The organism is Luteibacter sp. SG786 (assembly GCF_011759605.1).
Classification (GTDB): domain Bacteria; phylum Pseudomonadota; class Gammaproteobacteria; order Xanthomonadales; family Rhodanobacteraceae; genus Luteibacter.
The window spans coordinates 2426537-2453534 of record NZ_JAAOYX010000001.1; the positions used below are offsets into that span (position 1 = coordinate 2426537).

The 26998-nt window shown below is 64.7% G+C and carries 15 protein-coding genes and 1 pseudogene; 13 read left to right on the forward strand and 3 right to left on the reverse strand.

Annotated features, from left to right (window positions below):
- Nucleotides 1-121 precede the first annotated feature (121 nt).
- From FHS47_RS20025 to lpxK, 9 genes and pseudogenes are all read left to right on the forward strand, one after another.
- Nucleotides 122-475 (forward strand): annotated as a pseudogene (locus tag FHS47_RS20025) (histone H1-like repetitive region-containing protein); the annotation flags it as partial.
- A 135-nt stretch (nucleotides 476-610) separates the two neighbouring features.
- Nucleotides 611-1018, forward strand: a complete 408-nt coding sequence (locus FHS47_RS20030; protein WP_343203525.1) for a hypothetical protein — start codon at nucleotides 611-613, stop codon at nucleotides 1016-1018.
- Nucleotides 1019-1127: 109 nt separating this feature from the next.
- Nucleotides 1128-1700: a hypothetical protein gene (locus tag FHS47_RS19600; protein ID WP_208381913.1), complete on the forward strand. Its 573-nt coding sequence runs from the start codon at nucleotides 1128-1130 to the stop codon at nucleotides 1698-1700.
- A gap of 115 nt (nucleotides 1701-1815) precedes the next feature.
- Nucleotides 1816-4119, forward strand: coding sequence for a DNA internalization-related competence protein ComEC/Rec2 (locus tag FHS47_RS11125; protein WP_167027038.1), 2304 nt, complete (start codon nucleotides 1816-1818; stop codon nucleotides 4117-4119).
- Between the two features lie 93 nt (nucleotides 4120-4212).
- Nucleotides 4213-7554, forward strand: a complete 3342-nt coding sequence (locus tag FHS47_RS11130) for a GH92 family glycosyl hydrolase (RefSeq protein ID WP_167027041.1) — start codon at nucleotides 4213-4215, stop codon at nucleotides 7552-7554.
- A 326-nt stretch (nucleotides 7555-7880) separates the two neighbouring features.
- A complete protein-coding gene (locus FHS47_RS11135; protein WP_208381914.1) occupies nucleotides 7881-8540 on the forward strand; it encodes a MotA/TolQ/ExbB proton channel family protein in 660 nt (219 codons plus the stop codon).
- A gap of 4 nt (nucleotides 8541-8544) precedes the next feature.
- On the forward strand, nucleotides 8545-8973 hold the full coding sequence (locus FHS47_RS11140) for a biopolymer transporter ExbD (RefSeq protein ID WP_167027044.1): 429 nt from the start codon (nucleotides 8545-8547) through the stop codon (nucleotides 8971-8973).
- A complete protein-coding gene (gene msbA, locus FHS47_RS11145) occupies nucleotides 8970-10745 on the forward strand; it encodes a lipid A export permease/ATP-binding protein MsbA (RefSeq protein WP_167027047.1) in 1776 nt (591 codons plus the stop codon). The genes FHS47_RS11140 and msbA overlap by 4 nt, the downstream gene beginning before the upstream one ends.
- A gap of 10 nt (nucleotides 10746-10755) precedes the next feature.
- Complete coding sequence (lpxK, locus tag FHS47_RS11150; protein WP_247741441.1) at nucleotides 10756-11727, forward strand: tetraacyldisaccharide 4'-kinase; 972 nt, start codon at nucleotides 10756-10758, stop codon at nucleotides 11725-11727.
- A 9-nt stretch (nucleotides 11728-11736) separates the two neighbouring features.
- Here the strand turns inward: lpxK and FHS47_RS11155 are convergent, their stop codons facing one another.
- The 3 genes from FHS47_RS11155 to FHS47_RS11165 all read right to left on the reverse strand — a co-directional run bounded on the left by FHS47_RS11155 (nucleotide 11737) and on the right by FHS47_RS11165 (nucleotide 14301).
- Nucleotides 11737-12549, reverse strand: coding sequence for a MetQ/NlpA family ABC transporter substrate-binding protein (locus tag FHS47_RS11155; protein WP_167027053.1), 813 nt, complete (start codon nucleotides 12547-12549; stop codon nucleotides 11737-11739).
- 79 nt (nucleotides 12550-12628) lie between these two features.
- On the reverse strand, nucleotides 12629-13303 hold the full coding sequence (locus FHS47_RS11160; RefSeq protein WP_167027056.1) for a methionine ABC transporter permease: 675 nt from the start codon (nucleotides 13301-13303) through the stop codon (nucleotides 12629-12631).
- Nucleotides 13300-14301 (reverse strand): methionine ABC transporter ATP-binding protein, encoded by a 1002-nt coding sequence (locus FHS47_RS11165; protein WP_167027059.1) that lies wholly within the window; start codon nucleotides 14299-14301, stop codon nucleotides 13300-13302. Before FHS47_RS11165 ends, FHS47_RS11160 begins: the two co-directional genes overlap by 4 nt.
- A 98-nt stretch (nucleotides 14302-14399) precedes the next feature.
- On the opposite strand from FHS47_RS11165, the gene FHS47_RS11170 reads away from it, so the two are divergent.
- The 4 genes from FHS47_RS11170 (at nucleotide 14400) to FHS47_RS11185 (ending at nucleotide 26993) form a co-directional block, all read left to right on the forward strand.
- Nucleotides 14400-14882: a glutathione peroxidase gene (locus FHS47_RS11170; RefSeq protein WP_167027062.1), complete on the forward strand. Its 483-nt coding sequence runs from the start codon at nucleotides 14400-14402 to the stop codon at nucleotides 14880-14882.
- 122 nt (nucleotides 14883-15004) lie between these two features.
- Nucleotides 15005-19432, forward strand: coding sequence for a SpvB/TcaC N-terminal domain-containing protein (locus FHS47_RS11175; protein ID WP_167027065.1), 4428 nt, complete (start codon nucleotides 15005-15007; stop codon nucleotides 19430-19432).
- Between the two features lie 111 nt (nucleotides 19433-19543).
- Nucleotides 19544-23245, forward strand: a complete 3702-nt coding sequence (locus tag FHS47_RS11180; protein WP_167027067.1) for a neuraminidase-like domain-containing protein — start codon at nucleotides 19544-19546, stop codon at nucleotides 23243-23245.
- A 22-nt stretch (nucleotides 23246-23267) separates the two neighbouring features.
- The gene (locus FHS47_RS11185) at nucleotides 23268-26993 is read left to right on the forward strand and encodes a hypothetical protein (RefSeq protein ID WP_247741443.1); all 3726 of its coding nucleotides are present in this window, start codon (nucleotides 23268-23270) and stop codon (nucleotides 26991-26993) included.
- Nucleotides 26994-26998 lie beyond the last annotated feature (5 nt).

Genomic DNA, 26998 nt, shown 5'->3' on the forward strand with positions numbered 1-26998 from the left:
GAGTTGTTACATCATGCAGTCGTCCGGATCGAACTACCCACCTTAGATGTCGTCCGGCATGCACGCGAGTTTCCCCTGGGGGGCGGTTCGCGTCGGCTATTACCGCAGGAGGAATGAGCGCATGGCTACGACCCGAAAGTCCGCCGCGAAGAAGTCCGCGGCACGAAAGACGGCAACGAAGAAGATCGCCAGGAAGACATCTGCAACGAAGGCGTCGGCAAGGAAGGCTCCCGCGAAGAAGACCGCAAGGAAGGCGGCGCGCAAGACCACGGCCCGTCCGGCAGCGAAGAAGTCCGCCGCGAAGAAGTCCATCGCAAAGCGGGCCACCGCCAAGAAGGCCACTGCCAAGAAGGCGACGGCAAAACGGGCTACCGCGAAGAAGGCATCCACGAAGCGGGCCACCACGAAGTCGGCTGCGACCAGGAAGAGCGCGGCGAAGAAGGTCGCCACGCGCAAGTCGGCCCGGAAGGCCCCGGCCAAACGCGCCACCGCCAAGAAGGCAACCGCGAAACGCGGCGCGACAAGCAAGGCAACCACCCGGCGCAGTACCGCGACCAAGGCCGCGACGCCGAAGAGCGCCGCGCGCAAGGTCGCCAGCGGCAAGCCTGCCGTGAAGAAGGCCGCCCCGGCCCCGACCGTACGCAAGACCGCCGGCACGGCCGCAACGCGGAAGGCGCCCGCACGCAACGCGTCCGCTGCTCCCGCTTCAGCCAAGCCGCGGTCGGCACCGAAGGCCGCGCGGAAGCCGGCACGCCCGCAGGCTCCCGAGAGCACGAACGAAACGCCGGTCCAGCACATCACGCAGGAAGAGGCGGTCGCCCACATCCAGGCGCTGCTCGACGCGAAGCGCGAACGCGACCGTCAGCCGCCGAACTGGCCCACCGGCGAGCAGCATGCCGCAGGCACGCCCGATGTGACGCCGGGTGGGTCGAATCCGGCACCGAAGCTGCCTTCGCCGGAGGCGTCGCAGCCGAACATGGCGCATGAACGTGGCGATCAGCAGAAGAGCAAAGGCTGAGCGTGAAAGCTGAATGAAAGGAAAGGGCCGCCGCGTGCGGCCCTTTCCTTTTTAGCGGCCATTCAATCGGACGGGCGCAGTGTCCGGATCGTCTCCCGGAGGTTCGTCCATGCGTCGAGCGCGCTCGCTTATCCTGGCATTGGCCGCATGCCTGCCACTCGCCGGGTGCTATTACGATCCCGATTACGGCTATGTCCGCAACGGCTCCGGGGCGGACGCCTATTACGGCGAAGAGACCGTGGTCACGCCGGCGTATTCGCCCGGCTACCGCTACTACGACTATGGCCCGGCCTGCTGCTACTCGAGCCTGAGCGTGGGCACCGTGTGGTACGACGGTTACGACGGGCGACGCTATCGCGGCGGCGGCGACTGGCATGGACATCCACCGCCGCGCGGCGACTGGCATGACCGTCGCGACGGGCATGACCGCCACGACGACGATCGCGGTCGTGGCAACTGGCGGGGCGACGGTCGTCCCGACCGCGGTCCCGATCGTCCTCCCCCGGGGCGTCCGCCCGGCGGGCAATGGCAGGGCGGTGGAGATCGTCCGCAGGGCGGTTGGCGCGGCAATGCGGGAGGCGATCACCGTCCGCCGCCGTCCGCGGCTCCCCGATCCGCACCGGCGACCCGTCCGGCGGGCACAGGCCGCGACCGCAGCCGGTTTCGCAGCACTACCGACTGAGTCGACGGCGCGGGCCGCATGTTTGTGCCGTAAGGACCCACGAGGTGGCGTGGCCCAGGCCATGGCGGGCTGCGCTTAGGCTGGCAGAGGACTTCGCCATCGTCGCGTCATTCTTTTGCGCATTCGTCTTTCGCCCGTTTCCGTGGCCGTCGTCGCGCTCGTGGCCTGCACGGCGGTGCAAGGCCTCGCCGCGCTGCCTTCCTGGAAAGGGTCGCTGCTGGTGTGCGTCCTGGCCCTGCTTGTGCTTCTGTCGGCCCGCCGCGTTGTCGTACGGCTGGGCGCGGTGGCGGTCCTCTTCGCTGCGTGGGCGTTGTTCCACGCGGCGCTCGCGATGCAAGCGCGCTGGCCGGCGTCGCTGGACGGCACGGATGTGACGGTCACCGGAAGCGTGATCGGCCTTCCGCGGCGAAGCGGTGCCGACGTTTCCTTTGTCTTCGCTCCGGAATCGCGGCGCGGCGATGCACACGCTCCGCGAGGGCGCATACGCCTCACCTGGTATCGCCGTGCGGCCGCACCGGCACCGTGCGAGCGATGGCGGCTCACGGTGCGGCTGCGCCGCCCGCGCGGGGTCCTCAATCCCGGGTCGGCCGACGGCGAGCGCAATTCGTTGCAACGTCGCGTCGCCGCCACGGGATATGTGCGTGCGGTGCCCGACAATCGCCGGCTATCCACGGCGATCTGCGCGGACGGCTGGCGTGCGCGCATTGCGAAGGCACTCGACACCGCGCTCGGCGAACGTCGCGCGCGCATCCTGAAGGCGCTGGCCGTGGGGGACACGCGCGGGCTGGATGCCGCCGATTGGGACACCGCCCGCGCGACCGGTGTTTCGCACCTGATGGCGATCTCCGGGTTCCACGTCGGCGTTGCCGGCGGTGGCGGCGTGCTGCTAGGCCGCCTGCTTTATGTCTTGCTTCCCGGTCTGGCGCTGCGGCTCCCGCGGCAAATCGCCCAGGCACTGGCCGGCCTCGCGGTGGCAGGCGTGTATGCGGTCCTCGCCGGACTGGGCCTTCCCACCGTGCGTAGCCTGCTCATGATCGGCGTCGTCGTGTTGGCGGCGTGCTGCCGTCGCAGGACGAATGGCGCGTCCCTGCTCGCCGTGGCATCGCTCGTCGTCCTCGGCGTCGACCCGCTTTCGGTGCTTTCCGCCGGCTTCTGGCTTTCGTTCGCGGGCGTGGGTTTCCTGATGCTCTGCGTTGCACCGACGTCGGATGGGTGGCGCGGATGGCTGAGCAGCCTGTTGCATGCGCAAGCCGTCATGAGCATCGCCTTGCTGCCCTTGTGCCTGTGGTTCTTCGGCAGCGCGTCGCTGGTGGGATTTGCCGCCAACCTGGTGGCGGCGCCGCTCGTGAGTTTCGTGGCGGTGCCGCTGATCCTGGTCGGCTGCGCGTTGTTGGGCGCACCCTCGCTGGCCGGTATTTTCCTGACGCCCGCGTGCTGGGGGCTGTCGCACCTGTGGCGCCTGCTGGAGGCGATGGCGCGGATGCCGATGGCTGCCATCGGCGTGGCCGAGGGCATGGTGGCTACGACCTTGCTGGCGACATTGGGAGCCGCGTGGCTGTTCGCGCCGCGCGGCTTACCGCTGCGCGGCTGCGGCGCCTTGCTGTTGCTGCCGATGTTGCTGCCCCCGCGCGACCCGCCACAACACGGCGCTTTTCGGATGTGGGCACTCGACGTGGGGCAGGGGCTGGCGGTGCTGGTGCGCACCCGCTCGCATACGCTGGTATACGACGCGGGGCCAGCCTATGCCGGTGGACGCGACGCAGGTGCCGGCGTCGTGCTCCCTGCGGTCACCGCGCTCGGCATCGGGCCGGTCGACCGGCTCGTGGTCAGTCATGGCGACAGCGACCACGCGGGAGGGGCGGGGTCCATCGTGTTCCGCTATCCGGGAGCGGTGCGCCTGTCGGGCGAGCCCGGGCGTCTCGGCTTCCCATCGCGGCCTTGCAGCGGGCAGGCCCCATGGTCCTGGGACGGCGTGTTGTTCCACTTCATCGAAGTGCCGGAAGCGCGCGGGGGTAAGACCGCCTCGAACGATCGCTCGTGCGTGCTGGCGGTCGAAGGCATCGGCGGGCGCCTCGTGCTCACGGGCGACATCGGCCATGGCGCCGAACGCCGCATGGCCGCGGCGGACCTGGCCTCGGCGCTACCGACGGTCACCACCATGGCGCACCATGGCAGCCGCCATTCGTCGGTGGCGCCGTGGCTTGCCGCGGTGAAACCGACGATCTCGATCGCGTCGGCCGGCTGGCGCAATCGCTTCGGACACCCGCATCCGAGCATCGTCGACAGGCATGCGGCCATGGGAGCCGAGGTTTACGTCACCGCACGCAGCGGTGCCATTCGCGTGGACTTCCCGGTGGCCACGCCTCCGCTCGTCATGCGCGAGTGGCGGCGCCCGGCAGCGCGCTACTGGCGCGAATGACCCCCGCGCTTGCTGCAGTGCATTTGACATCTCGAATTTAGAACGATTTAAATGCCGCTTCCGTAATCGAAGGGGACGAGCGTGACGGGATCGATGCAGGTTTGGAAAAAGTCGGGACTCGCACTCGCGGTGTCCTCCATCCTCGTCACCGGCGCGGCCTTCGCGGCCGCCGCGCGATTCGACAGCTCGTTCGAGCAGGGCCAGCCCCAGGTGCTCGCGAAGGGCACCGCTGGTCTCGACGTGCGCGTCGTGGGCGGCCCGCCGCCCGAAGCCGTGCTCACGGCGAAGGCGAACGTGGGCTTCACGGGTACCCATTCGCTGCGTTACGCGGGGACGGCGAACGGCAGCCCGGCGGTGGCCAGGCTGTTCGACACCGACGTGAGCGTCGCCGAGGGCACCACGCTTTCCTGGCTGGTCTTCCCGCGCTCGAACAAGGACGATCTGGCCAACCCCGCCAACTACGTGAGCGTGGACCTGGTGTTCGACGACGGCTCGCGCCTCTCGACCAGCGGCGCGCGCGACCAGCATCGCGTGCTGGCGACGGCGAAGGGGCAGGGCGAGGGCCGTGTGCTCTATCCGGACCAGTGGAATTATGTGAGCGTGGATCTCGGCGCCGTCGCCAAGGGGCGGCGCGTGCGCGGCATCGAACTGGTCGTGAACGCGCCTGCCGGCAAGTCGTTCGAAGGCTATCTCGACGACGTGCGCATCGGCGTGGTGAAAGACATCGCCAGCACGCACCCGACCGACTACGTGGACACCCGCCGCGGTTCCAACGCGAATGGCAAATTCTCGCGTGGCAACAACTTCCCCGCCGTGGCGATGCCGCACGGATTCAATTTCTGGACGCCCACGACCAACGCCGGCTCGAACTGGCTCTACCAGTACCAGGAGCGGAACGGCGACGACAACCGTCCCCGCATCGAGGCGTTCGCTCTGTCGCACGAGCCGAGCCCGTGGATGGGCGAGCGGCAAACCTTCCAGGTGATGCCTGCCCAGGTGACGTCCGGCGCGCCGCCGTTGAAGCGCGAAACGCGCGCGCTCGCGTTCGGCCACGATGCCGAAGTGGCGCACCCGGATTACTACAGCGTGCATTTCGACAACGGTATCGCCACCGAAATCACGCCGACCGACCATGCGGCCATGTTCCGCTTCACGTTCACGGGGCCGCGCGCGCAACTGGTGTTCGACAATATCAACCGTGACGCCTCGGTCACGCTCGATCCCGCAGGTCGTTCCATCCAGGGTTGGTCGGACGTTCAGAGCCGGCTGTCCACGGGCGCCACGCGCTTGTTCTTCTATGCCGAGTTTGACAAGCCCGTGACCGAGAGCGGCCGGCTGACCGGCGAGCAGCGCGACGCCGCATCGGCGTGGTACGGCTTCGACACCTCGAAGAAAGACGGCCGCACGGTCACGATGCGTATCGCTACATCGCTCATCGGCGTCGATCAGGCCAAAGCCAACCTGGCGCAGGAAATCGCGGCCGGCGACACCTTCGACAGCGTGCACGAGCGTGCCCGCAAGGCCTGGGATGAACGCCTCGGCATCGTGAAGGTGGAGGGCGCCACGCGCGACGAACGCACCATCCTCTATTCGAACCTGTACCGCCTGTTCCTGTATCCGAACCGGGCCTACGAAAACACGGGCAGCAAGGACAAGCCGGTGTGGCGCTACGCCAGTCCGTTCTCGGCTGCCGTTGGCGCGAACACCGACACACATACCGGCGCGCGCATCGTCGACGGCAAGCCCTACGTCAACAATGGCTTCTGGGACACCTATCGCACGGCGTGGCCGGCGTACGTGCTGTTCACCCCGAAGGAAGCGGGCGAGATGATCGACGGCTTCGTGCAGCAGTATCGCGATGGCGGCTGGATCGCGCGCTGGAGCTCGCCGGGATATGCCGACCTCATGGTGGGCACCAGCTCGGACGTGGCCTTCTCGGACGCCTGGTTGAAGGGTGTCCGCAATTTCGACGTGGCGTCGTTCTACCAGTCGGCGATCCGCAACGCCTCCAGCGCCAGCGACGTGAAGGGCGCGGGCCGCAAGGGCATCGAGCGGTCGCTGTTCAACGGCTACACCGACGACAAGGTGGAAGAAGGTCTGTCCTGGTCGATGGACGGCTACATCAACGATTTCGCCATCGGCAACCTCGCCGCGGCGCTGGCGAAGACGCCGGCGAACGGGGACGGTTACCGCAACTACGCCGACGATGCGGTGTGGTACCGCTCGCGCGCGCTGGGTTACACCAACCTGTTCGAACCCGAAGTGGGCTTCTTCGTCGCCCGCGATCCGGCGGGCAAGTGGCGCTGGAACGCGAAGGACTTCAATCCGACGCGCTGGGGCGGCGACTACACCGAAACCGACGCCTGGAACATGGCATTCCACGCGCCGCAGGACGGTGCCGGCCTCGCCGGGCTCTACGGCGGGCGCGACGCGCTGGCAGCGAAACTCGACACCTTCTTCTCCACGCCCGGCACCTTCGACGTGGGCGACTACGGTGGCGTGATCCACGAAATGCTGGAGGCCCGCGACGTGCGCATGGGCCAGTACGGCCATTCGAACCAGCCTTCGCACCACATCATCTGGATGTACGACGAGGCGGGTCAGCCCTGGAAGGCGCAGGACAAGCTGCGCGATGCGGTGTCGCGCCTCTACGTGGGCAGCGAGATCGGCCAGGGGTATCCCGGCGACGAGGACAACGGCGAGATGTCGGCGTGGTGGCTGTTCGCGGCGGCAGGCTTCTATCCGTTGCGCATGGGCACGCCCGAGTACGTGATCGGCGCACCGCACTTCCCGCACATGACGATCGCCCTTGAGAATGGGGAGAAGATCGACATCCGCGCACCGGGTGTGAGCGACACAAACCGCTATGTGCAGTCGTTGAAGGTGAACGGGCAGCCCTGGAACAAGCTCACCTTGCCGCACGAACTGCTGGCGAAGGGCGCCACGCTCGACTTCACGATGGGCGCGGAGCCGTCGAAATGGGGCACGGGCGCGGACGCCTTGCCGGCGTCGATCACGGCCGAGGGCGAAAAGCCCTCGCCGCTGCGCGACGTGACCCGGGCGGAAGGCATCAGCCTCGGCGGCCACAGTGACGCGAAGCTGGCCGCGGTGGCGGACAACGACTCCTCCACCGAGTTTGCCCTGCCCAAGGGGAAGACGACGGTCGACTACCGCCTGGACAAGCCTGCTGCCGTGGCGGTCTACACCATCACCTCCGGCGCGACCCTTCCGGCGCCCTCGCAATGGACCCTGCAGGGCTCCGCGGACGGCAAGCGGTGGACCACGCTGGACGAGCGGCGCGACGAGCGTTTCCCCTGGCACCGCCAGACGCGGGCGTTCGCGCTCAAGCAGCCGGCTTCGTACAAGCAGTACCGGCTGGTGCTCGATTCCGACGCACCGGGTGCCGTGGCCGAACTGGAGCTACTGGCACGCTAAGGGCTGGTGTGGGAGCGGCTTCGGCGGCGTTGGGTGGTCGCGAGAGTGCCCGCTGCCGCGGGATCGCCGGCATAGCCGGCTCCCACACAGAGCAGGCCAGCTCACACAGAGCGGGCCGGCTCACACAGAGTCGGCGGGCCCACACAGAGCGGGCCGGCTTTCTGTGGGAGCCGCTTCAGCGGCGATGGGTGCTCGCACCACGGTTGCCCACGGCCGGGTGTTCCCCGTCGGGAAAGGCTCCTGTCCGGGCTGCGACTGGTTGCGCAGTCCCAACGGCCGGCCCTGCTATCATCCCGGTCTGACTTTTTCGTAGCTCCGGGGTTCACGTGCTCGAGATTCTTCTGGCTGGCGGCTGGGCATTGGCGCCGATCCTGATCTGTTCGCTGGCGGCGCTGGCGATCGTGCTGGAACGCTTCTGGGCCCTGCGCCGGGCGGCCGTGCTGCCGCCGGGGCTGGGTGCGGAAGTCCGCGAATGGGCGCGCTCGTCCAAGCTCGACGCCGCCCACCTCGAAGCGCTGGAAAAAGGCTCGCCGTTGGGCGAGCTGTTCGCGGGCGCACTGGCCGTGCGCGACCGCCCCCGCGAACTCATCAAGGAACGCATCGAAGACACCGGACGCCATGTGGTGCACCGCATGGAGCGTTACCTGAACACCCTCGGCACCATCGCCCTCATCGGCCCGCTGCTTGGCCTGCTCGGTACGGTCATCGGTCTGATCCGCATGTTCCTGAACGTGATGGCGGGCGGTATCGGCGACCCGACGAAGATGGCCGGCGGCATCGGTGAGGCGCTGATCTGCACGGCGTTCGGTCTGGTCGTTTCCATCCCCGCCTACGTGCTGCACCGCTACTTCCGCTCGAAGGTCGGGGGCTACGTGGTGCAGATGGAAAAGGAGGCCACGGCGCTGCTCGACGATCTGTCGGCCCCGCGCCCGGTTGCGCGCCGTCGCACCGCCGCGACGGAAGCGGCAGCCACGCAGGCCGGTTGATCCCATGCGCATCGGTTCCCGTCGCGAGGACGACTTCGAGATCAACGTGATCTCGCTGATCGACGTCCTGCTTACGCTGCTCATGTTCTTCGTGCTGAGCACTACCTTCATCGAGCATTCGCGGCTCAAGGTCAACCTGCCCAAGGCGGACAGCGAGGCAAAGGATGCCACGGACAACGCGCTCACCGTCGTCGTCGATCGTGACGGGCATTACTCGGTGGGCAGCGACGAGGTCCTGGGCGAGGGCATCGAGCCCCTGAAGTCCACCATCGAACGCGTGGCCGGGCCGGACCGCGGCAGGATCGTCGTGATCCGCGCCGATGCGATGACGCCGCACCAGAACGTGGTGCGGGCCATGGACGCGTTGGGCCAGCTCGGTTTCACCCGGCTGTCGATCGCCACCACACCGTCCGAGGCGGCGGCGGGCAAGTGAGCACACAGAAAACTTCCGTCTGGGACGTGCGCACCTGGCACACGTACAAGCGCCTGCTTGGCTATACGAAGCGATTCCGCACCGCGGGCATCATCGCGATCATCGGCATGATCGTCGACCCGGTCTGCCTGTCGCTGTTCACCAACCTGTTGCAGCCGCTGATCGACAATCTGTTCATCGCGCGCGATCCGCACACCATCTTCTGGATGCCGATCTGGATCATCTGCATCTTCGCCGTTCGCGGCGTGGCCTCGTATTGCACCGATTACGGCATCGCGTACGTGGGTCGTAACGTGGTCCAGGCCATTCGCGTCGACGTGTTCGCCGCTTACCTGCGTCTGCCGTCCACCTTCTTTGCCAAGGAACCCTCCGGCCAGCAGATATCGCGCATCACCTACACGAGCGAGCAGGTGGCCGCCGCGTCGTCCGATTCGCTCAAGGTGGCCGTCACGGAGGGCCTCACCGTGGTGGGCCTGCTCGCGGTCATGCTCTACCAGAGCGCCTACCTGGCAATGGCGCTCCTCGTGCTCGTGCCCTGCGTCGTCGTGATCGTCACGGTGATCAGCCGCCGCTATCGCAAGATAAGCAAGCGCATCCAGGGCAACATGGGCACGGTCACCAGCGCCGTCGAAGAGGCCGTGGCGGCCAACCGGGAGGTACGCATCTATGGTGGGCAGGTCCGCGAGGGCGACCGCTTCCACGAGATTGCCGACCGCCAGCGGCGCCTGAACCTGAAGGTGTCCGCCACCAGCGCGGCGTCGAGCGCCACGATCCAGACCGTTGGCGCCATGGCGCTGGCCGTGCTGGTATTCCTGGGCACCCGCCCCGGCGTCATCGAGACGATCACGCCCGGCGTGTTCACCGCGGTGCTGACCGCCATGGGCGGCATGCTGCCTTCGCTGAAGCGCCTTGCCGGCATCCAGTCCAACCTGCAGAAGGGCGTGAGCGCGGCCGAAGACCTCTTCGCGATCATCGACGAGCCGCCGGAAGTGGACCACGGCACCGTTGACCTCGAGCGCACGAAGGGCGACATCCGCTTTGAGCACGTCGAGCTCGTCTACGAACGCAACAACCATGCGGCCCTTCGTGGCGTCGACCTCGTCTGCGCGCCGGGCACGGTCACCGCGCTCGTCGGCCGCTCGGGCAGCGGCAAGTCCAGCCTGGTGAGCCTGCTGCCGCGATTCTACGAACCGACCGCTGGGCGCATCCTGATCGACGGCCGCGACTACGCGCAATACACGCTGGCCTCGCTGCGCCGGCAGATCGCGTGGGTGGGACAGCACGTGGTGCTGTTCGACGACACGGTGGCCGCGAACATCGCCTACGGCGAGATGTCGGGTGCCTCGGAAGCGGAGATCGTCGCGGCGGCACAGGCCGCGAACGCGATGGAATTCATCGAGCGCCTTCCCGAGGGGTTGAACACCCGTATCGGCCAGGGTGGCAATTCGCTGTCCGGCGGCCAGCGCCAGCGCCTAGCCATCGCGCGGGCGATCCTTAAGAACGCACCCATCCTGGTTCTGGACGAAGCCACCAGCGCGCTGGATACCGAATCCGAACGGTTGATCCAGGACGCCCTTACGCGTCTCATGCGCGATCGCACCACGCTGGTGATCGCCCATCGCTTGTCCACCATCGAGCACGCGGATCAGATCGCGGTGATGGAGCAGGGCAGGATCATCGAACTCGGCACCCATCGCGAACTGATCGACAAGGGCGGCCAGTACGCGGCGCTGCACCGCATGCAGTTCCACGAGCAGGCCACGGCGGACTGAGGCCGTGGCCATGGGCGCCTCGTTGCAGCGTCGTTGGTATGGCGGCGGCCCCCCACCGTGGTGGACGTTGCCGTTGGAAGCGCTGTACCGCCGCGTGGTGGAAGCACGCACCCGCCGGTTCCGGAACGATCCCTCCGCCGTGGTGCGGCTGCCCGTGCCCGTTGTGGTGGTCGGCAACATCACGGTGGGCGGCACGGGCAAGACGCCTCTTATCGTGGCCCTCGCTCGTGCGATGGCCGAACGTGGTTTCTCGCCCGGTGTGGTGAGCCGCGGCTACGGCGGCAGCGAGCGTGGTCCTTACCTGCTCACCGGCAACGACGATCCCGCCCGGGTGGGCGACGAACCCAGCCTCATACGGCAATACGGCATTCCTGTCGCCATCGGGCGCGAGCGGCCCGAAGCCGCGCGGCTGCTCATCGACGCCGGCTGCGACCTGGTGCTGGCCGACGATGGCCTGCAGCACCATCGGCTGGGGCGCGATGTCGAAATATGCGTGGTGGACGGCGAGCGCCGACTGGGTAACGGGCACTTGCTGCCCGCAGGCCCCATGCGCGAGCCGGCGAGTCGTCTGGGGGAAGTGGATTTCGTCGTGGTCAACGGCGGCTCGCCGGGCCCCGGCGAGATCGCGATGACGCTCGAAGGCGGCACTGCGGTGAACATGCACGATCCGTCGCTCGAGGCACCCCTGGCGGACTTCGCCGGGCGTCCGGCCCATGCCGTGGCCGGCATAGGCAATCCCACACGCTTCTTCGCCAGCCTGGCCGCGCAGGGCATTGCCGTGCACGGCCACCCCTTCGCCGACCATCACGCCTTCACCCGCGACGACTTCACGTTCGCGGATGGCTGCCCGGTGCTGATGACCGACAAGGACGCCGTGAAGTGCCGCGCGTTCGCGCGGCCCAACTGGTGGCGCGTACCCGTGCGGGCGGTGGTGCCGGAATCGTTTTTCGATGCACTCGCCCGGCGGGTGCGCCCCGGCTGACCGTGGGGCTTAGAACGCCGGCTGCACTGCGCCGCCGTAGGTCTTCTCGATGAATGCCTTCACCTCGGGCGAGGTGAGGGCAGCGGCCAGTTTCTGTACGCGCGGATCGTCCTTGTTGTCCGGCCGTGCGACCAGGAAGTTCACGTAGGGCGAATCCTTGTCTTCGATCAGGAGGGCGTCCTTCACCGGGTTGAGCTTCGCTGCCAGTGCGTAGTTGGTGTTGATGAGGGCGAGATCCACTTCGCCGAGCACGCGCGGCAGCATCGCGGCCTCCAGCTCGCGGAACTTGAGGTGCTTCGGATTGCCCGTGATGTCCTTCAGCGTGGCGAGCCGATCTTCCGGGTCGGCGAGCGTGATGAGGCCATGTTTCGCGAGGAGGAGCAGGGCGCGGCTGTTGTTGCTCGGGTCGTTGGGAATGACCACGTCGGCGCGATCGGGAAGCTGGTCGATCGAGGTGTACCTGCGCGAATACGCGCCGAAGGGCTCGATGTGTACACCCACGACCTTCACGAGGTTGGTGCCGCGTTCCTTGTTGAAGGCGTCGAGGTAGGGGGCGGTCTGGAAGAAGTTCACGTCCAGCTGCTTCTGCGCCACCTGCATGTTCGGCTGCACATAGTCGGTGAACACGCGGATTTCGAGGTTCACACCCTGCTTCGCCAGCAGCGGCTTGATCTCCTTGAGGATTTCCGTGTGCGGCACGGGAGTCGCCGCCACCGTCAGCGGGGCTTCGGCACTGCCGCTCCCGCCTTTGTCCTGGCCGCCGGAACAGGCCGCCGCAAGCACGGCGAGCGCGGAGACGAGGGGCAGCAGGTACTTCTTCATGGGGCGTCCGTGATGATGTTGCGGTGCGACAGCATAGGCGTCCATTCCGCCGGATGCAAAAAGACGGCCGGACGTCCGTTCAGCGTCGACTGTAGCGACTGACCAGTCGGTCGCCGAGCGACTGCAATACCTGCACCAGCACCACGAGCAATGCAACCGTGACCAGCATGTAGTCCGGCTTGTAGCCGTTGTAGCCGTATTGGTAGGCGAGGGCGCCGAGGCCGCCAGCACCCACGATGCCGCCCATGGCGGTATAGCCGACCAGCGCCACGGCGGTGACCGTGGTACTGGCGATCAGGCCGGCGCGCGCTTCCGGCAGGAGCACGCGCCATACGATCTGCGCCGTGGTGGCGCCCATGGCCTGGCTGGCTTCGATGACGCCGCGGTCGACCTCGCGCAACGCGGTTTCCACCAGGCGCGCGAAGAAGGGCGCCGCACCGATCACGAGGGGAACGATGGCGCCGCGGATGCCGATGCTCACGCCCGTGATCGCCTGGGTCACGGGGATCAGCAGGATCATGAGGATGATGAACGGAATGGAGCGCAGTACGTTCACGACGAGGGACAGAACGGCATAGAGTCGCGGCGCCGCGTGCAGTTGCCCGCGGGCGGTGAGGAACAGCCATACGCCGAGCGGCAGCCCGAGCGCGATCGTGAAGAGCAGCGACCCACCCAGCATCAGCAAGGTGTCGACGCACGCCTGCGCGATCTCGGGCCAGTCGATGTTGGGAAACAGCGTGTGCATGGGATTCATCGGGCGACCTCCTCGATGTCGACACCGGCTGCCCGAATCTGCGCCAGCGCTTCGTCCAGCCGCTCGCCATGCATGGCAAGCGTGAGTTGCCCGTAAGGGGTGTCCTTGATCCGGTCGACGCGTCCGGAAAGAAGGTTGTATTCGACGCCCGTGTCGCGCACCACGCGTGAGAGCAATGGGGAGTAGGTGGCTTGGCCGCGGAATGAAAGGCGGTAGAGCGGGCCGTCCACGGGAAACTCAGGCCCGCGTCCTTCGCGATGGTCGGCTTCGGCAACGAAGCGCCGGGTGGTGGCATGTTGCGGATGCAGGAAGACGTCGGCCACGGTGCCGAGTTCCACGACCCGTCCCGCGTCGAGCACGGCGACGCGATCGCATACGCGCCGGATCACGTCCATCTCGTGGGTGATCAGGACGATGGTGAGGCCGAGCCGACGATTGATGTCGGCGAGGAGTTCCAGCACCGAGGCCGTGGTCTGCGGGTCGAGTGCGCTCGTGGCTTCGTCGCAGAGCAGGATACCCGGACGATTGGCGAGAGCGCGGGCGATACCGACACGCTGCTTCTGGCCGCCGGAGAGCTGGGCCGGATATTTGTGCGCGTGCTCGGAGAGGCCGACGAGATCGAGCAACTCGCTCACGCGTGCCGTGACGCCTGCGCCGTCCGTGCCCGCATGCAGGCGCAGCGGAAAAGCGACGTTCTCCGCCACGGTGCGCGATGCCAGCAGATTGAAATGCTGGAAGATCATGCCGATGCCGGAACGCAGGCGCCGCAGTTCCGTGCCCTGCGCGTCGGTGACGTCGCGGCCGTCGATGAAAACCTTGCCCGCGGTGGGGCGTTCGAGCAGGTTGACCAGGCGCAACATGGTCGATTTACCGGCACCGGAGTGGCCTATGATGCCGAACACTTCGCCCGCTTCGATTGTGAGATCGACCGGGTGCAGCGCGGGGACGAGCTTGCCGCCCACGGAGTAGGACTTTGAGGCGGCGGCGAAACGGATCACGGGCCTGGTTCTCGGGCGGAAAGACGTCCATCATAGTGTAAACAGGCCCTCGCCGAAGCGGGGTAGACTGGCGGGCACCTCCCTCATGGACGCGCCACATGGCCAGCCTCTACGATTTTTCCGCTCGTGACATCGACGGCAAGGAACGCTCGCTTGCCGAATTCCGCGGCAAGGCGCTGCTGGTGGTGAACGTGGCGTCCAAGTGCGGGTTCACGCCGCAGTACGAGGGCCTGGAAGCGCTCCACAAGGAGTGGCACGCCAAGGGCTTCGAGGTGCTCGGCTTTCCCTGCGACCAGTTCGGGCACCAGGAGCCCGGGGACGAAAAGGAGATCCGCGACTTTTGCTCGCTGACCTACGGCGTGACCTTCCCCATGTTCGCCAAGATCGACGTCAACGGCGAGAACGCCCACCCCCTGTATCGCTGGCTCAAGTCCGAGAAGAAGGGGCTGCTCGGTACCGAGGGCATCAAATGGAACTTCACCAAGTTCCTGATCGATCGCGAAGGACACGTTGTCGAACGCTACGCGCCAACCGAAACCCCGGAGAAGATCGCCAGGCACCTGCCCGAGCTGCTGGGCTGAAACCTTCCGGTTGCCTTGGCCAGCATCGAGGCGATGGCGTCGACTTCGGCGGATGCGAAACGTGACGTTACCTTAACGCGAACAGGAGTGGACTAAAGGGACTCAAGGCTGAGTACGCGCATATGGATATGCAAACGCCCGACCTTTCCCTGGCGGCGCCAAGCCTGCCCAGGGGGGGCGGTGCCATTCAGAGCATCGGGCATGGCTGGGGCGCGGTCGGCGCCACCGGCGGCGCCTCCCTCGAAATCCCCTTGCCGGCCAGTGGCGGTCGATCCCTGGTGCCCTCCATGTCCCTGATTTACGGGAGTCAGGCGGGCCGGAGTGCGTTTGGCCAGGGCTGGGGGCTGCCCATGCCAGCGTTTGCGCGACGCATCAGCAAAGGCGTGCCCACCTACGGCGACGACGACGAGTTCGTGGGGCCGGACGGTGACGTGCTGGTACCCGAACGCGATGGGAACGGCGACCTCGTGCGCCGGGAAGCCACGGCCTTTCGTGGTCTGTCGCTCGGCAGCTACCAGGTTCAGCGCTATTACCCGCGCGTGGAAAAGGGCGGCCTGAACATCGAATCATGGCGCAGCCCTTCCGACTGGTTCTGGATGATTCACGAGGCCGACGGCACGACGCACGTTTTCGGAAAAACCGCGCGCACCGCGTGCACGATCGACGGGAAAGAGTGCATCGCCCAGTGGTGGCTTGAGCACACCGTGGCCGTCAACGGCGAGCAGATGCGCTACGAATACAAGCGCGAGGACGGCGAAGGCCTGGATGATGCATGGCCGTCGAGAGACCGCGCCAACCAGTGGTATGTGCACCGCGTCCTCTATGGCAACGAAACCGGCGATCGGGTGCCCGGCATCTTGCGGCCGGACGATGCGACAACGTGGCTGTTCGAACTCCTGTTCGATTACGGGGAGCGCGCCACCGGGCTTACGGATATACCGACACATGCGCCCGCAGGTACCTGGCCGGTGCGGCAGGATGCTTTCTCGTCCTTCGCCTTCGGCTTCGAGGTACGCACGCTGCGCCTGTGCCGGCAGGTGCTGATGTTCCACCGGTTTCCCGAACTGGGTGCCGATCCGTTGCTTGTTCGTCGCCTGCTGCTGGAATATGACGAAAACGAATACGTGTCTTATCTTGCCGCCGCCCATGAGGTGGCCTACGACGCACAGGGCCGGCCGGCGTTCTCGCCGCCGCTGGAGTTTCGCTACAGCGGTTTCGCACCCCCTGAGCAAGCGGAGTTCCAACCGTTCCCGGGGCTCTCCCCGCCCGAGTCCTCCCTGCCCGGCGTCGATGATGGCCTGCGCTACCAGCTCGTGGACCTTTACGGAGAGGGCATGGCCGGCGTGCTTCATCCCGCGGCGGGCGGCTGGTATTACCGTGAACCCATGCGCGGCCCCACGGGAGGGGACGAGGTGGTCTACGACCACTGGCAACAGCTGCCCCGGCAGCCAGCGGCCGGTCCGGGGCTTGAAGGGCGCATGGCGCTTGCCGATCTCACCGGCGACGGCAAGCTGGAATGGGTCGTCGGCCGGCCCGGCGCGGCAGGATATTTCACGCTGTCGCCCGATCGCACATGGGGCCAGTTCGTGCCTTTCGCGGCGCTGCCGACCGAATTCGCGGGAACGCGTGGGCAACTGGCCGACCTCGGGGGCGCGGGCCTGTCCGACTTCGCGGTAATCGGCACACGCAGCGTGCGCTGGTACGCCAATGCCAGGGCGGAAGGATTCGCCCCGCCCGTGGACGTGCCGCACGATCTGGATTACTTGCCCGGGGAGGGCGATGGGCGCAGCGTGCTGGTGGCCTTCGGCGACGTGCTGGGCAGCGGGCAGCAGCATCTTCTTCGCATCCGGCACGACGACGTGTCGGTATGGCCGAACCTGGGCCGGGGCAAATTCGGTGCGCGCATGGAATTTGCCCGCCTGCCGTTCGATGCCGCGAGCTTCGACGCTGCACGGGTGCGCCTGGCCGACCTGGACGGTTCCGGTGTCGCCGACCTGATCTACCTCGAAGGCGACCACGCCCTGGTTTTCATGAACCGCAGCGGGCACGGTTTTGCCGACCCGGTGGCGGTCCCGTGGCCCGAAGGGGTCCGCTTCGACAGGCTTTGCGAAGTGAGCGCAGCGGATCTGCAGGGCCTGGGTTGCGCCAGTCTGGTACTCACCGTGCCGCACATGACACCGCGCCATTGGTACTGCGATTTCAGCAAGGGGGTGAAGCCCCACATGCTGGTCGCCACGAACAACAACGTGGGCACGCACGGAGAGGTGGATTACCGCAGTTCGGCCCAGGAATGGCTGGACGAGAAGCAGGAGAGGCGCGCCGCCGGCAAGCACGTGGCCTGCGCGCTACCGTTTCCCGTGCACGTGGTGGCCCATCAGCGGCAGATCGACGAGGTGACGGGCCAGCAACTGTCGCAGCACTTCCAATACAGGGGTGGGTACTACGACGGGCACGAGCGGGAGTTCCGTGGCTTCGGCGTGCTGTACCAGCACGACACCGAGATACCGGCGGCGGATACGGTGTTGGAGGACGGCTTCACGGCGCCGGTGCGGACCACGACCTGGTTCCACGTGGGCCGTGTCGAGGCGCCCGAGGACGACGGTTTCGACAGCCACGATCCGGATCTTCCCCGGCTTCGTGCGACTTTGCATACGCGTTTCGATGCCGACACAGGCCAGGACGTGATCGAGGACCCTGGGGAGGAAGACATGCTCCGCCAGTTCGCGCGCGCGCTGAGTGGGGCGGTTCGGCGCGTGGAGGTGCATGGGCTCGACGACGAGGCACGGCCACCGTACAGCGTGGACCAGCAGCGCTACATGGTAAGGCTGTTGCGCGAGCCGTTGGCCCCGGAGCGCCATGCCGTGCTGCAGCTCTTTACCGTGGAGAGCCTGTCATGCCAATACGACCGCCTGCCCAGCGATCCACGGATAACGCACACCATCGGTCTGCGCTGGGACGAGCGCGGCGCGCTGTGCCGTGGGGTGGTGGTGTATTACGCCCGGCGTGGTGGCGAGCCGCCCTTCGAAGAGGAGTTCCCCAGGCGCTGGTGGGAAGATTCTCGCGATACGGCGCAGGACGATTACTACATCACCGAAACGCTGGCCGAATGGATCCACCTGGACGATCCCGAAGGGTGGCGTTCGCAGCTGCCCTACCGCGCGCGCAGCAATGCGTTCCTCATCCCCGGCGGCGACATCCAGCCGGGGGATATCAACCACGAGCGCTTCAGCGATCCGGACGGTCCGATAGGCGCAAGCCGGGCCCGTACCCTGGCGGGACTTTCCGTGCAGAGATACCAGGGCTGCGAAGAAGGGCAGGCGTCGTTCGCGGCATTGCCCGATTACACCGAGACGGCGGAACTGGACGAAACCGCCTTGCAGGCCTACGCGGACGTGATGACGCCGGAAGAATTGGAGGCGAAGCTCCAGGAGGTCGGCTATTTTCGAATGCAGTCGTTCCTTCCCGAGGAAGGCGCCATCCTATGGTCGGTGCAGCGTGGGTTCGCCACGTTCGCACCGCTGGAAGCATTCCATCGGGTGGTTGCCCACCGCCTTACCCGCGATTTGGGGGAAACGCAGGCCGAGTACGACCCGCACAGCCTCTTTATCACCCGCGTTACGCTTCCGGATGGGTGTGCTACGGACGCCGAGTACGACTATCGCACCTTGCTGCCCCGGCGCATCGTGGATGCGAACAGGAACACGCAGGAAGCGGCGTACGACGCCTTGGGCAGGGTCGTTGCCACGTCCTTTTTCGGCACGGAGATGGGCCAGCCTGTCGGTTTCGCGCCGATCTCCGATTACCAGCGTCCCTTCGATTTTCCGGATGAGGCGTTGGCGGACCCCGAGCGGGCTATCCAGGACGCCGCGACGGTCGCCTTCTATGCGCCGTTCGCATGGATGGGGCAGGTCAGTCCGCCAGCGGGGGCCGGCGTCGGGGAAACGGACGGGCGTTGGCTGATACCCGGCGGCTACGTGCGTGCGTCGGCGCGCTGGCGGCTGGCGGACGGCGAAAATCCCGAAGTTGCGGCGGCCTTGCTTGCCGCGGTACGGCGTCCACCGCATGCGGCCGTGTTGGTGGCCGACCGTTACCCGGGCGATCCGGAGAAACAGATCCGCCGTAGCGTTGCCGATTCCGACGGGTTCGGTCGCGTACTCCAGCAGAAGCAGTTCGTCGAACCGGGCGAAGCGTATGTGACTAGCGCTGACGGTGGCCTCGAACTGGACGACGCGGGACAGCCGGTGAAAGCGCCCACGCAGACCCGCTGGCGAGTCAGCGAGCGCGTGGAATACAACAACAAGGGGCTCGTCGTGCGCACGTACCGTCCGTACTTCGCGGACACCCACCACTACATCCACGACGAGGCTTTCCGCGCGTTCGGCTATTGCGACCGGCAGTACTACGACCCGCTCGGGCGGCCCACCGTCACGTGGACGGCGGCCGGATGGATGCGACGCCAGACCTACTGGCCCTGGTACACGATTGCGGAAGACGAGAACGATACGGCGGAAGAGGTGCTGGAGATGCGGGCGGCATCCGCAAGCGGTTAGCGGGAAGGCGACACGACGCCTCGCGGGGCGCCGAAACGACGCGACACCACAGAGCCAGTCGCGACGCTGGAATCATTAATGCACCGCCTGCGGAAGGCGAGGGAGTCTGCCATGAATGCATATTTGGAATCCTTGAGCCGCCAGGCTGGGCTAACGGCCGTGACTGACATCGGCCACCAGTCGGTCGAGGAGTTTTATCGGCAGGCCCGCGAGAACCTCACTTACCAAGAAGCGTGCACGCTGCATGAGGCTTCGCAGCAAGCGCTCAAGCGCAATCGCATGTACGAGGCAAGCTTGCTGGCGCATGCAGCACCGTGGCTCCCGTCAGCGTTACAGGTGGGGATGCGCGTGGGGCAAGACACGCGCGATTACGATGGGGAGTTCGGCGACCGGTCGAGCCGGTACACCGTACCCGGCTCGGTGTCGTCGATGTTCTCGCCAGCGGCCTATCTGACCGAGCTGTATAGCCAGGCACGCGATCTGCACCCGGCCAAGTCGACGTATCATTTGGATGTGCGCCGGCCGGATCTGAAGGAGCTGATTCTCAGCCAGGAAAATCTGGACGCGGAGGTCACGGTACTTTCCTTGTCGAACGAGTGGCTGTTGCGCAAGGCTCAAGAGGTCGTCGAGGGTGGGGACGGCACCCCGCAGGAGGTGCTGAACTTTCTGTCGAAGCTGCGCACGACCGGCGTGACTCCCCACCACGATGCTTTCGAGCGCCTGCACCATGGCCTTTTGGCCAAGGACCCGGGCTTCAAGCATTGGCATACCTACGCTGGCGTCACCGATCTCATGGAGCCGGTGGCGCGGCGTGCTTTGCGCAGCAATATCGATCCTGAGCTGCGCCAACTCCTCTTGGAGGAGATCACCGATCCGGACACGATCGATGCGGTGTACGCGCTAAATTTTAACAAGATCAGCCCGGCGCAGTTCCTGGAGCCGGATCATCTCAAGCGTTATTACGAGCTCAGCGATGAGGAGGTCGCCTACTGCCTGGAGTTCGTGCCACCGGACACGGAGCCTTCACTGCCGCCATTGATGGAATGGTTTCAGCGCAATAGGACTAAATGCATTCAATTTCTGATTAATGAAGTGCGTTACGAAATTGGCATCAAAATGGGTTATGGCGCGCTCGGTGAATTGATTCTCGAACCTCAATCCTCACCGGGCACCTACCAGTGCCGGTTTCGCTCCTATATTCCGGAAGACAGGCTGACGGTAAGAAAAAGCGAACTTCTGCTCCACTGGAGCGATGGAAGCGAGAGTGCAGCCATTTTGTTATCGGACGACTGGAGGGACTTTCTTTATTCGAATAGGTGGTATGAATCCTCCCTTACGCTCGATATCCGACCCTATACGGGGCGTGTGAATAGAGCCAGCATTCGCATCACCGAAACCAACGGTGCGGTGCGTAGCCTGGCTGAGACCGAACTTTTTACTCTCAACGAAGTATCGCTTTCCGATCTGGTCCAGATAGACAAGTATCGGGCCTTGGCATTGAATCGGTTGATTCGCCTCAGCCGTGCCAGCGGCTTGGATTTGCGAGTGGCGGTAACGGCGGTGGATCGTTATCTGCCTTCAGCGGTGAACTCCATCGAATGGGAAGCGCGTTATGCGATCTCTCCCGAGGAGCGGCTGGTGCTGGATGGAGCAGAGATTCCAACCCGTGCACCGACAGGCACACCGAGTCTGTTCGATCAATTGTTCAATACGCCGCCACTCAATGGCGTGGTTTTGGAGCCCGCCAGCGAGCCCCCCATCGTGTTGGACTTCCGTGTGGCGGATCCGCGCAAGGACATCCTCAAACGCGCTTTCGTGGTGGATGACACCGGCTTGCATCTATTGGCTCAGCTGTACTTCGGCGTGCCCGATCCCACCGAGCTGAAACACAACCTGGCGACCCTGTCGGGGCTGTGGCGTGTGTGCATGGTGGCACGTGTGCACGGCTTATCCCTGCCGGAGCTGGCGGTGCTGTTGCTTGCGATGGACGAGGTCAACCTCGGTTTTGAGAACGTGCTGGTCGATGCCCTGGCAGAGCGAATCGATCGCATTCATGCGACCTGCGAGTGGTTGAAGGGGCAAGGATGGAGCGTGTTCGATGCCCTGGCACGTACTACCTCGGCCTACGATGGGCAAAGCACGCCAGAGTGGTCGCAACTGTTGAGTGTGTTGCATGCCACGGTCGAGAGTGCCAAGGGTGCCGATACGGTGGAACAGAAGGTGGCAGTGCTGGCGCCGCACGTAGCAGCGGGTTTGCTCCTGCCTGGGGCCAGGGCTGGGGAAGTAACCTTACTCTGGGCCGATCGCTTGCCCAAGCCGAATGATATGACTATTGAGGCGTTCTGGGAGCAGGTGGCACAGGATCCGACCGATGCATCGGCGATAGCCTTTGTGCAGGTGCTGGCCCAGTTGGCCCTGATCCAGCAGGATGTGCAGTTGCCGGTGGCCGCCCTGGGTAGCTTTGTGGCCACACCGCAAACCTTGTACGGGGCCGGTTCCCCGCGGAATGTACTGGGTCATGACCTGGAGACCTTGCAAGCCTTGGCCCGTTTTGCCAAATGGTTGCAGGCCCTGGGCGAGCACGCATCGAGCACGCTCAGTGCTTTTCTTCGCGGAGAGTTGACCCCTGCGCTCCTGGCCGAGGCCATGCAGTGGGAGGCGCTTCGGGTGCAAGAAGCGGTGGTGCAGGCGGTCGCGCACGATCAGGTGGTCGATCCTGCCCATCTGAGCAGCGAACTCGAGCTGGATCGGGTCATGCAATGGGTCCGGTTGAGCGAAGTTTATGGGCTGGCACCGAGCAAGCTGTCGCAATTGCTCGCCCTTCGCTATGACGCGGGCGAAAGCTCGTATGCCAAGTGGCACGAGGCGGCCATGGCGATAGCGACGGGCCTTTCCCCTCTTCAAAGCGCTCAGGTCCATGGCGTGGTGGACGAAGCGCTGAGCGCTGCGTTGAGCGCTTACGTGATCCAGCACGTTTTTCCCGATCTCCCCCTAATGGATCGCAACGGTTTGTACCAGCACGTATTGCTGGACAACCAGAGCTCGGCGCAGGTGACTACCACGCGTATCGCGGAGGCCATCGCCAGCCTTCAATTCTATGTAAATAGCGCCATGGCCGGCTTGGAAGGTGCGGATCGGGTCGTCATGCAGCGCCAGTTCTTTCGCGATTGGCAACGCTACAACCAGCGCTACAGCAGCTGGGCAGGTGCGGCCAAGCTCGGCTATTACCCGGAGAACTACATCGAGCCGACCTTGCGCATCGGTCAGACCGACATGATGGATGCATTGCTGGCGCAGATAGGACAAAGCCAGCTGACCAGCGACAGTGTTGGCGACGCCTTCCTGAGCTACCTCAATAGTTTCGAGGAAGTCGCCAATCTGGACGTGATCAGTGGTTATCACGAGCAGATCGATCTGGAGCAAGGGAAAACCTATTTCATCGGCGAAGACATGACCGAGCCGCGTCGTTACTACTGGCGTAGCCTGGATCAAAACAAGAAGCAGGCGACGGGGGGATATCCCGCCAATGCCTGGACCGAATGGCGCAAGATCGACGGTATTGCCTTGCCCTTTGAAAGCTGTATTCGCCCTGTCACCTTCAAGTCGCGCCTGTATTTGATATGGCTGGAGCGCAAAGACATCGCTACGTCCACGCAAGCGGAAGCGTTGCCGAATGCGGAGTCATACACGTATCAGATCAAATGGGCCTATCTGCGTCACGACGGCAACTGGAGCACTCCATATTCCCACGATGTGACCTCAGCCATGGCGGGGCAGGGGGGGGGTCCCTTCGCCCACCCTGTATGTCGGTGAGGCGGACAATGCGCTGATCGTGATGTTATATGGGCGGGAAGCCCAGTACCCGGCGATCGGCCCGGCCAAGCGGATTGGCCTGCGTATCGATCACACCATGGTCATTGATGCCTTCGATACGGCGTCGTTGGCTGTGATGATGCGCCATCGTCTGGATACGCTGGGGCAACGCCATGTCAGCACCCCCTATGTCGAGCCCGAAGAAGACGTAATTTCCTACCGTGTGGTGGTGGGGGCGCCCGGGTCCATTGGTATTCCGTACTTTCAGGCGCACGAGCTGGATGCCGATCTGGGCGAGGTGTCGGTAAGGAAAGTGGATGGGCAGCTGTCGTTGGTGTGCCAGCCTTGGGGAGGACTACGCTGGATCGGCGACTTACAGGATATATCGAAAGCCGCGTTGAACTTTTCCACCCATCACCCGGAATGGGTGGCAGCACCATTTACTTTTTATCAGATATCTACAGGAAACAATCTTTGGGGAACCACATCGGGTCTCTTCGCCTTTGCGGAGATCCATGACAAAGTCGATCTGACTTTGTCATGGCGGCTTGTTACTCATCTCTATGATGGTGGCCGTCAGCCTGTGGAAGAGATCATGCCCTCGGGGAAGGAGGGATCTGTAGTGATGCGAAGCACACGTTTCGATCCTGGCCAATTTTCGGATTCACTTGCCCTCGAGGGTGGCTACGCAGGGGATGAACAGGTATATGTGTTTAGATATTATGATGGCAAAAAAATTGCGTGCCCTCTCAGTACAACCACCCGTTTTCGTATCGAGAATCAATCGTTTGATTTTTCCGAACATGGTGACAAAACTGGATCCTATTTCGCGCTCGATAACACGCTGGTCAAGTTCAAAGAGCTGAGCGCGTCTTTCAACACGGATGACATCGCGTCGAAGACCTTATCCTTCGCTCTGTCGATCGATTTCGTAGAGGTACGCTGGCCCGTTACCGTCACGCCGCTGCTCGCTGGGGCGTTACCCCCGGCCATGGCGATTCTGCGCGACGCCAATGGGGCGCAGTATCTGGCCACGGAGCACGCCCGTGTTCGCCTCAACACCTTGTTCGCGCGCCAGTTGGTAGAGATCGCCCAGCGTGGCATCCATGCCATCTTGAGTCCGCAAACGCAGCGCATCCCGGAGCCCTTGCTCGGCAAAGGGCGCTATGTACGGGTCGTACTGCCGCCCCCGGTGCTCCTCGGCACGCACGAGGTGGAACTACAGCTCAAGGATCCCGTTAGTGGGCGTTCGCAACTGTGGTGGCGAGGGTTGAACGTGGAAGGCCGCCAGCAAAGCTTCGATCTGCTGGTGCCGTTTTCACGCCTGGCCGATGGCGAACTGGTGGACTTCCCCCAGCAAGCCTCCCTGGTGGTCGAGTACCGCGATCAGGCCTACACCGATATTGGCCGATTCGAGTTCCAAGGAACCAGCGGCGCTTGCCGCTACGTGGCCCAGGCTTACGACCCGGTGACGCACCCTCGTATCGAAGTCCTGTCGACGCTGAGCACGCCGATGGATTTTGGCGGTGCCAATGCGTTGTATTTCTGGGAGCTTTTCTACTACACACCGATGATGGCGATGCAACGCCTGTTACAGGAGCGACGCTTCGATGAGGCCGGCGACTGGTTGAAATACGTATGGGATCCCAGCCCCGGGGCCGAGCGCAACTGGATCACCCGGCCGCTGTTGGAAGATACCTCGTGGAACGCCGATCCGTTGGACTCGGTGGATCCGGACGCGGTGGCCCAAAGCGATCCCATGCATTACAAAGTGGCGACATTCTTTCGTGCGCTGGATCTTTTGATCGCGCGTGGCGACGCGGCCTACCGGCAATTGCAACGCGATACGCTCAACGAGGCCAAGGGTTGGTACCTGGCCGCCCTGAAGTTGCTCGGCACGCGCCGATCGTTCCGCCTGGATGAACACTGGGAAAATCCCACCCTCGGCGAGGCAGCCGCCCCGCAGCGCCGGCAGTCGCATCAACGCCGTCTGTTGCAATTGCAGCGGGCCCACAGGGCACAGCCGACCGATCGCGAGGCCAATGGCACGGCCTTGACCGAGTTGTTCCTGCCGGAGAGCAACGACGTGTTGCTAGGTTATTGGCAAACGATCGAGCAGCGCCTGTACAACCTGCGGCACCATCTCTCCATAGACGGGCAGCCGCTGTCGCTGCCGATCTACGCCAAGGCCGCCGATCCCAAGCAATTGTTGACGGCGGCCGTGGCGGCCGACGAAGGCGGTAGCAACCTGCCGTCGGTAGAGCTGCCGCCGCAACGCTTTGCGTTGCTCCTGGAAAGCGCCCGCACCTTGGTGTTCCAGCTGATCCAATTCGGCTCGACCATGCAGTCGCTGCTGGAGCGCCAGGACGGCGAGGCCTTGGGTGTGCTGCTGCAGACCCAAGCCGAGGAGTTGGTGTTGGCGAGCATCCGCCAACAGCAGAAGTCCATCGAGGAGCTGGAACGGGAGGAAGAGTCGCTCCAACACACGCAACAGACGGTACGCAACCGCGAGGCACGTTATGTCCAACTGATTGAAGAGGACGTCAATAGCGGGGAGCGGAAGGCGATGAACCTGCGCCGGGAAAGCGGACATTTATCGGTGGCGGTGCAGGCCCTGTATCTGACGGGAGCCTCCGTGGATATGGCGCCCAATATTTTTGGCGTGGCTGCCGGTGGCATGCGTTGGGGAGGGTTTCCCTACGCCCTCGGCAACTTCATGGGTCTCTTGTCTCAGATCAAGACGGTCGAGGCGGACAAGATCACTCAAACCGAAGTTTACCGACGCCGGCGCCAAGAGTGGGAGATTCAGCGCGATGCCGCGCAAGGTGAGCTCAAAGCCCTGGAGGCGCAGTTGAAGGTGTTAGCCATACGCAAAGAGGCAGCCGCCCTGCAGAAGGCTTATCTTCAGACCCAACAAGCGCACGCCCAGGCGCAGTTACAGTTCCTGCGGCGCAAGTTCACCAATGAACAGTTGTACAGCTGGTTGCGTGGACGTCTGGCCACGATCTTCTATCAGTTCTACGACGTGGCGGTAGGGCGCTGCCTTATGGCCGAGCGTTCCTATCAATGGGAAACGCAGGACTTGCAGCACTTCGTGAAGGCGGGGGCCTGGCAGGGCAACTACGCAGGGCTCTTGTGCGGTGAAGCATTGATGTTGAACCTGGCGCAGATGGACAAGGCCTATCTGGAATGGGACCGCCGGGCCCTGGAGGTGCGGCGCACGTTATCGCTGACACAGCTGTATGCGGAGTTGGACCAGCCTTTCTCGTTGGCCACGGAAATCCGAAGGTTGCTGGAGAGCGGTTCGGGCCAAGTGGGAGACGACAGGAATGGCCTATCGTTGGAGTCCGACGGCCGCCTGATTCTGCGGGTGGATCTTACGGCAACGAATCTGGGCGCGGACTACCCCGTGAATCTGGGGCCAGTGCGCCGTATCAAGCAGATCAGCGTGTCGTTGCCGGCGATACTGGGCGCTTATCAGGACGTGCAGGCGGTATTGAGTTACGCCGGTGGCGGCAACGAAGTCCCTCCCCGCGGTTGCGAGGCCATTGCCATCTCGCATGGCGTAAACGACAACGGCTTGTTCCAGCTCGACTTCAACGAAGGCAAGTACCTGCCCTTCGAGGGAGTGCCGATCTCGGCCAGGCTGGCCTTGAGTTTTCCTCATGCGATGGGCAAGCAAAAAAACCTGCTTAACAGCCTCAACGACGTGATTTTGCACGTGGCCTATACGATTCGTCAGCGTTAAATCGA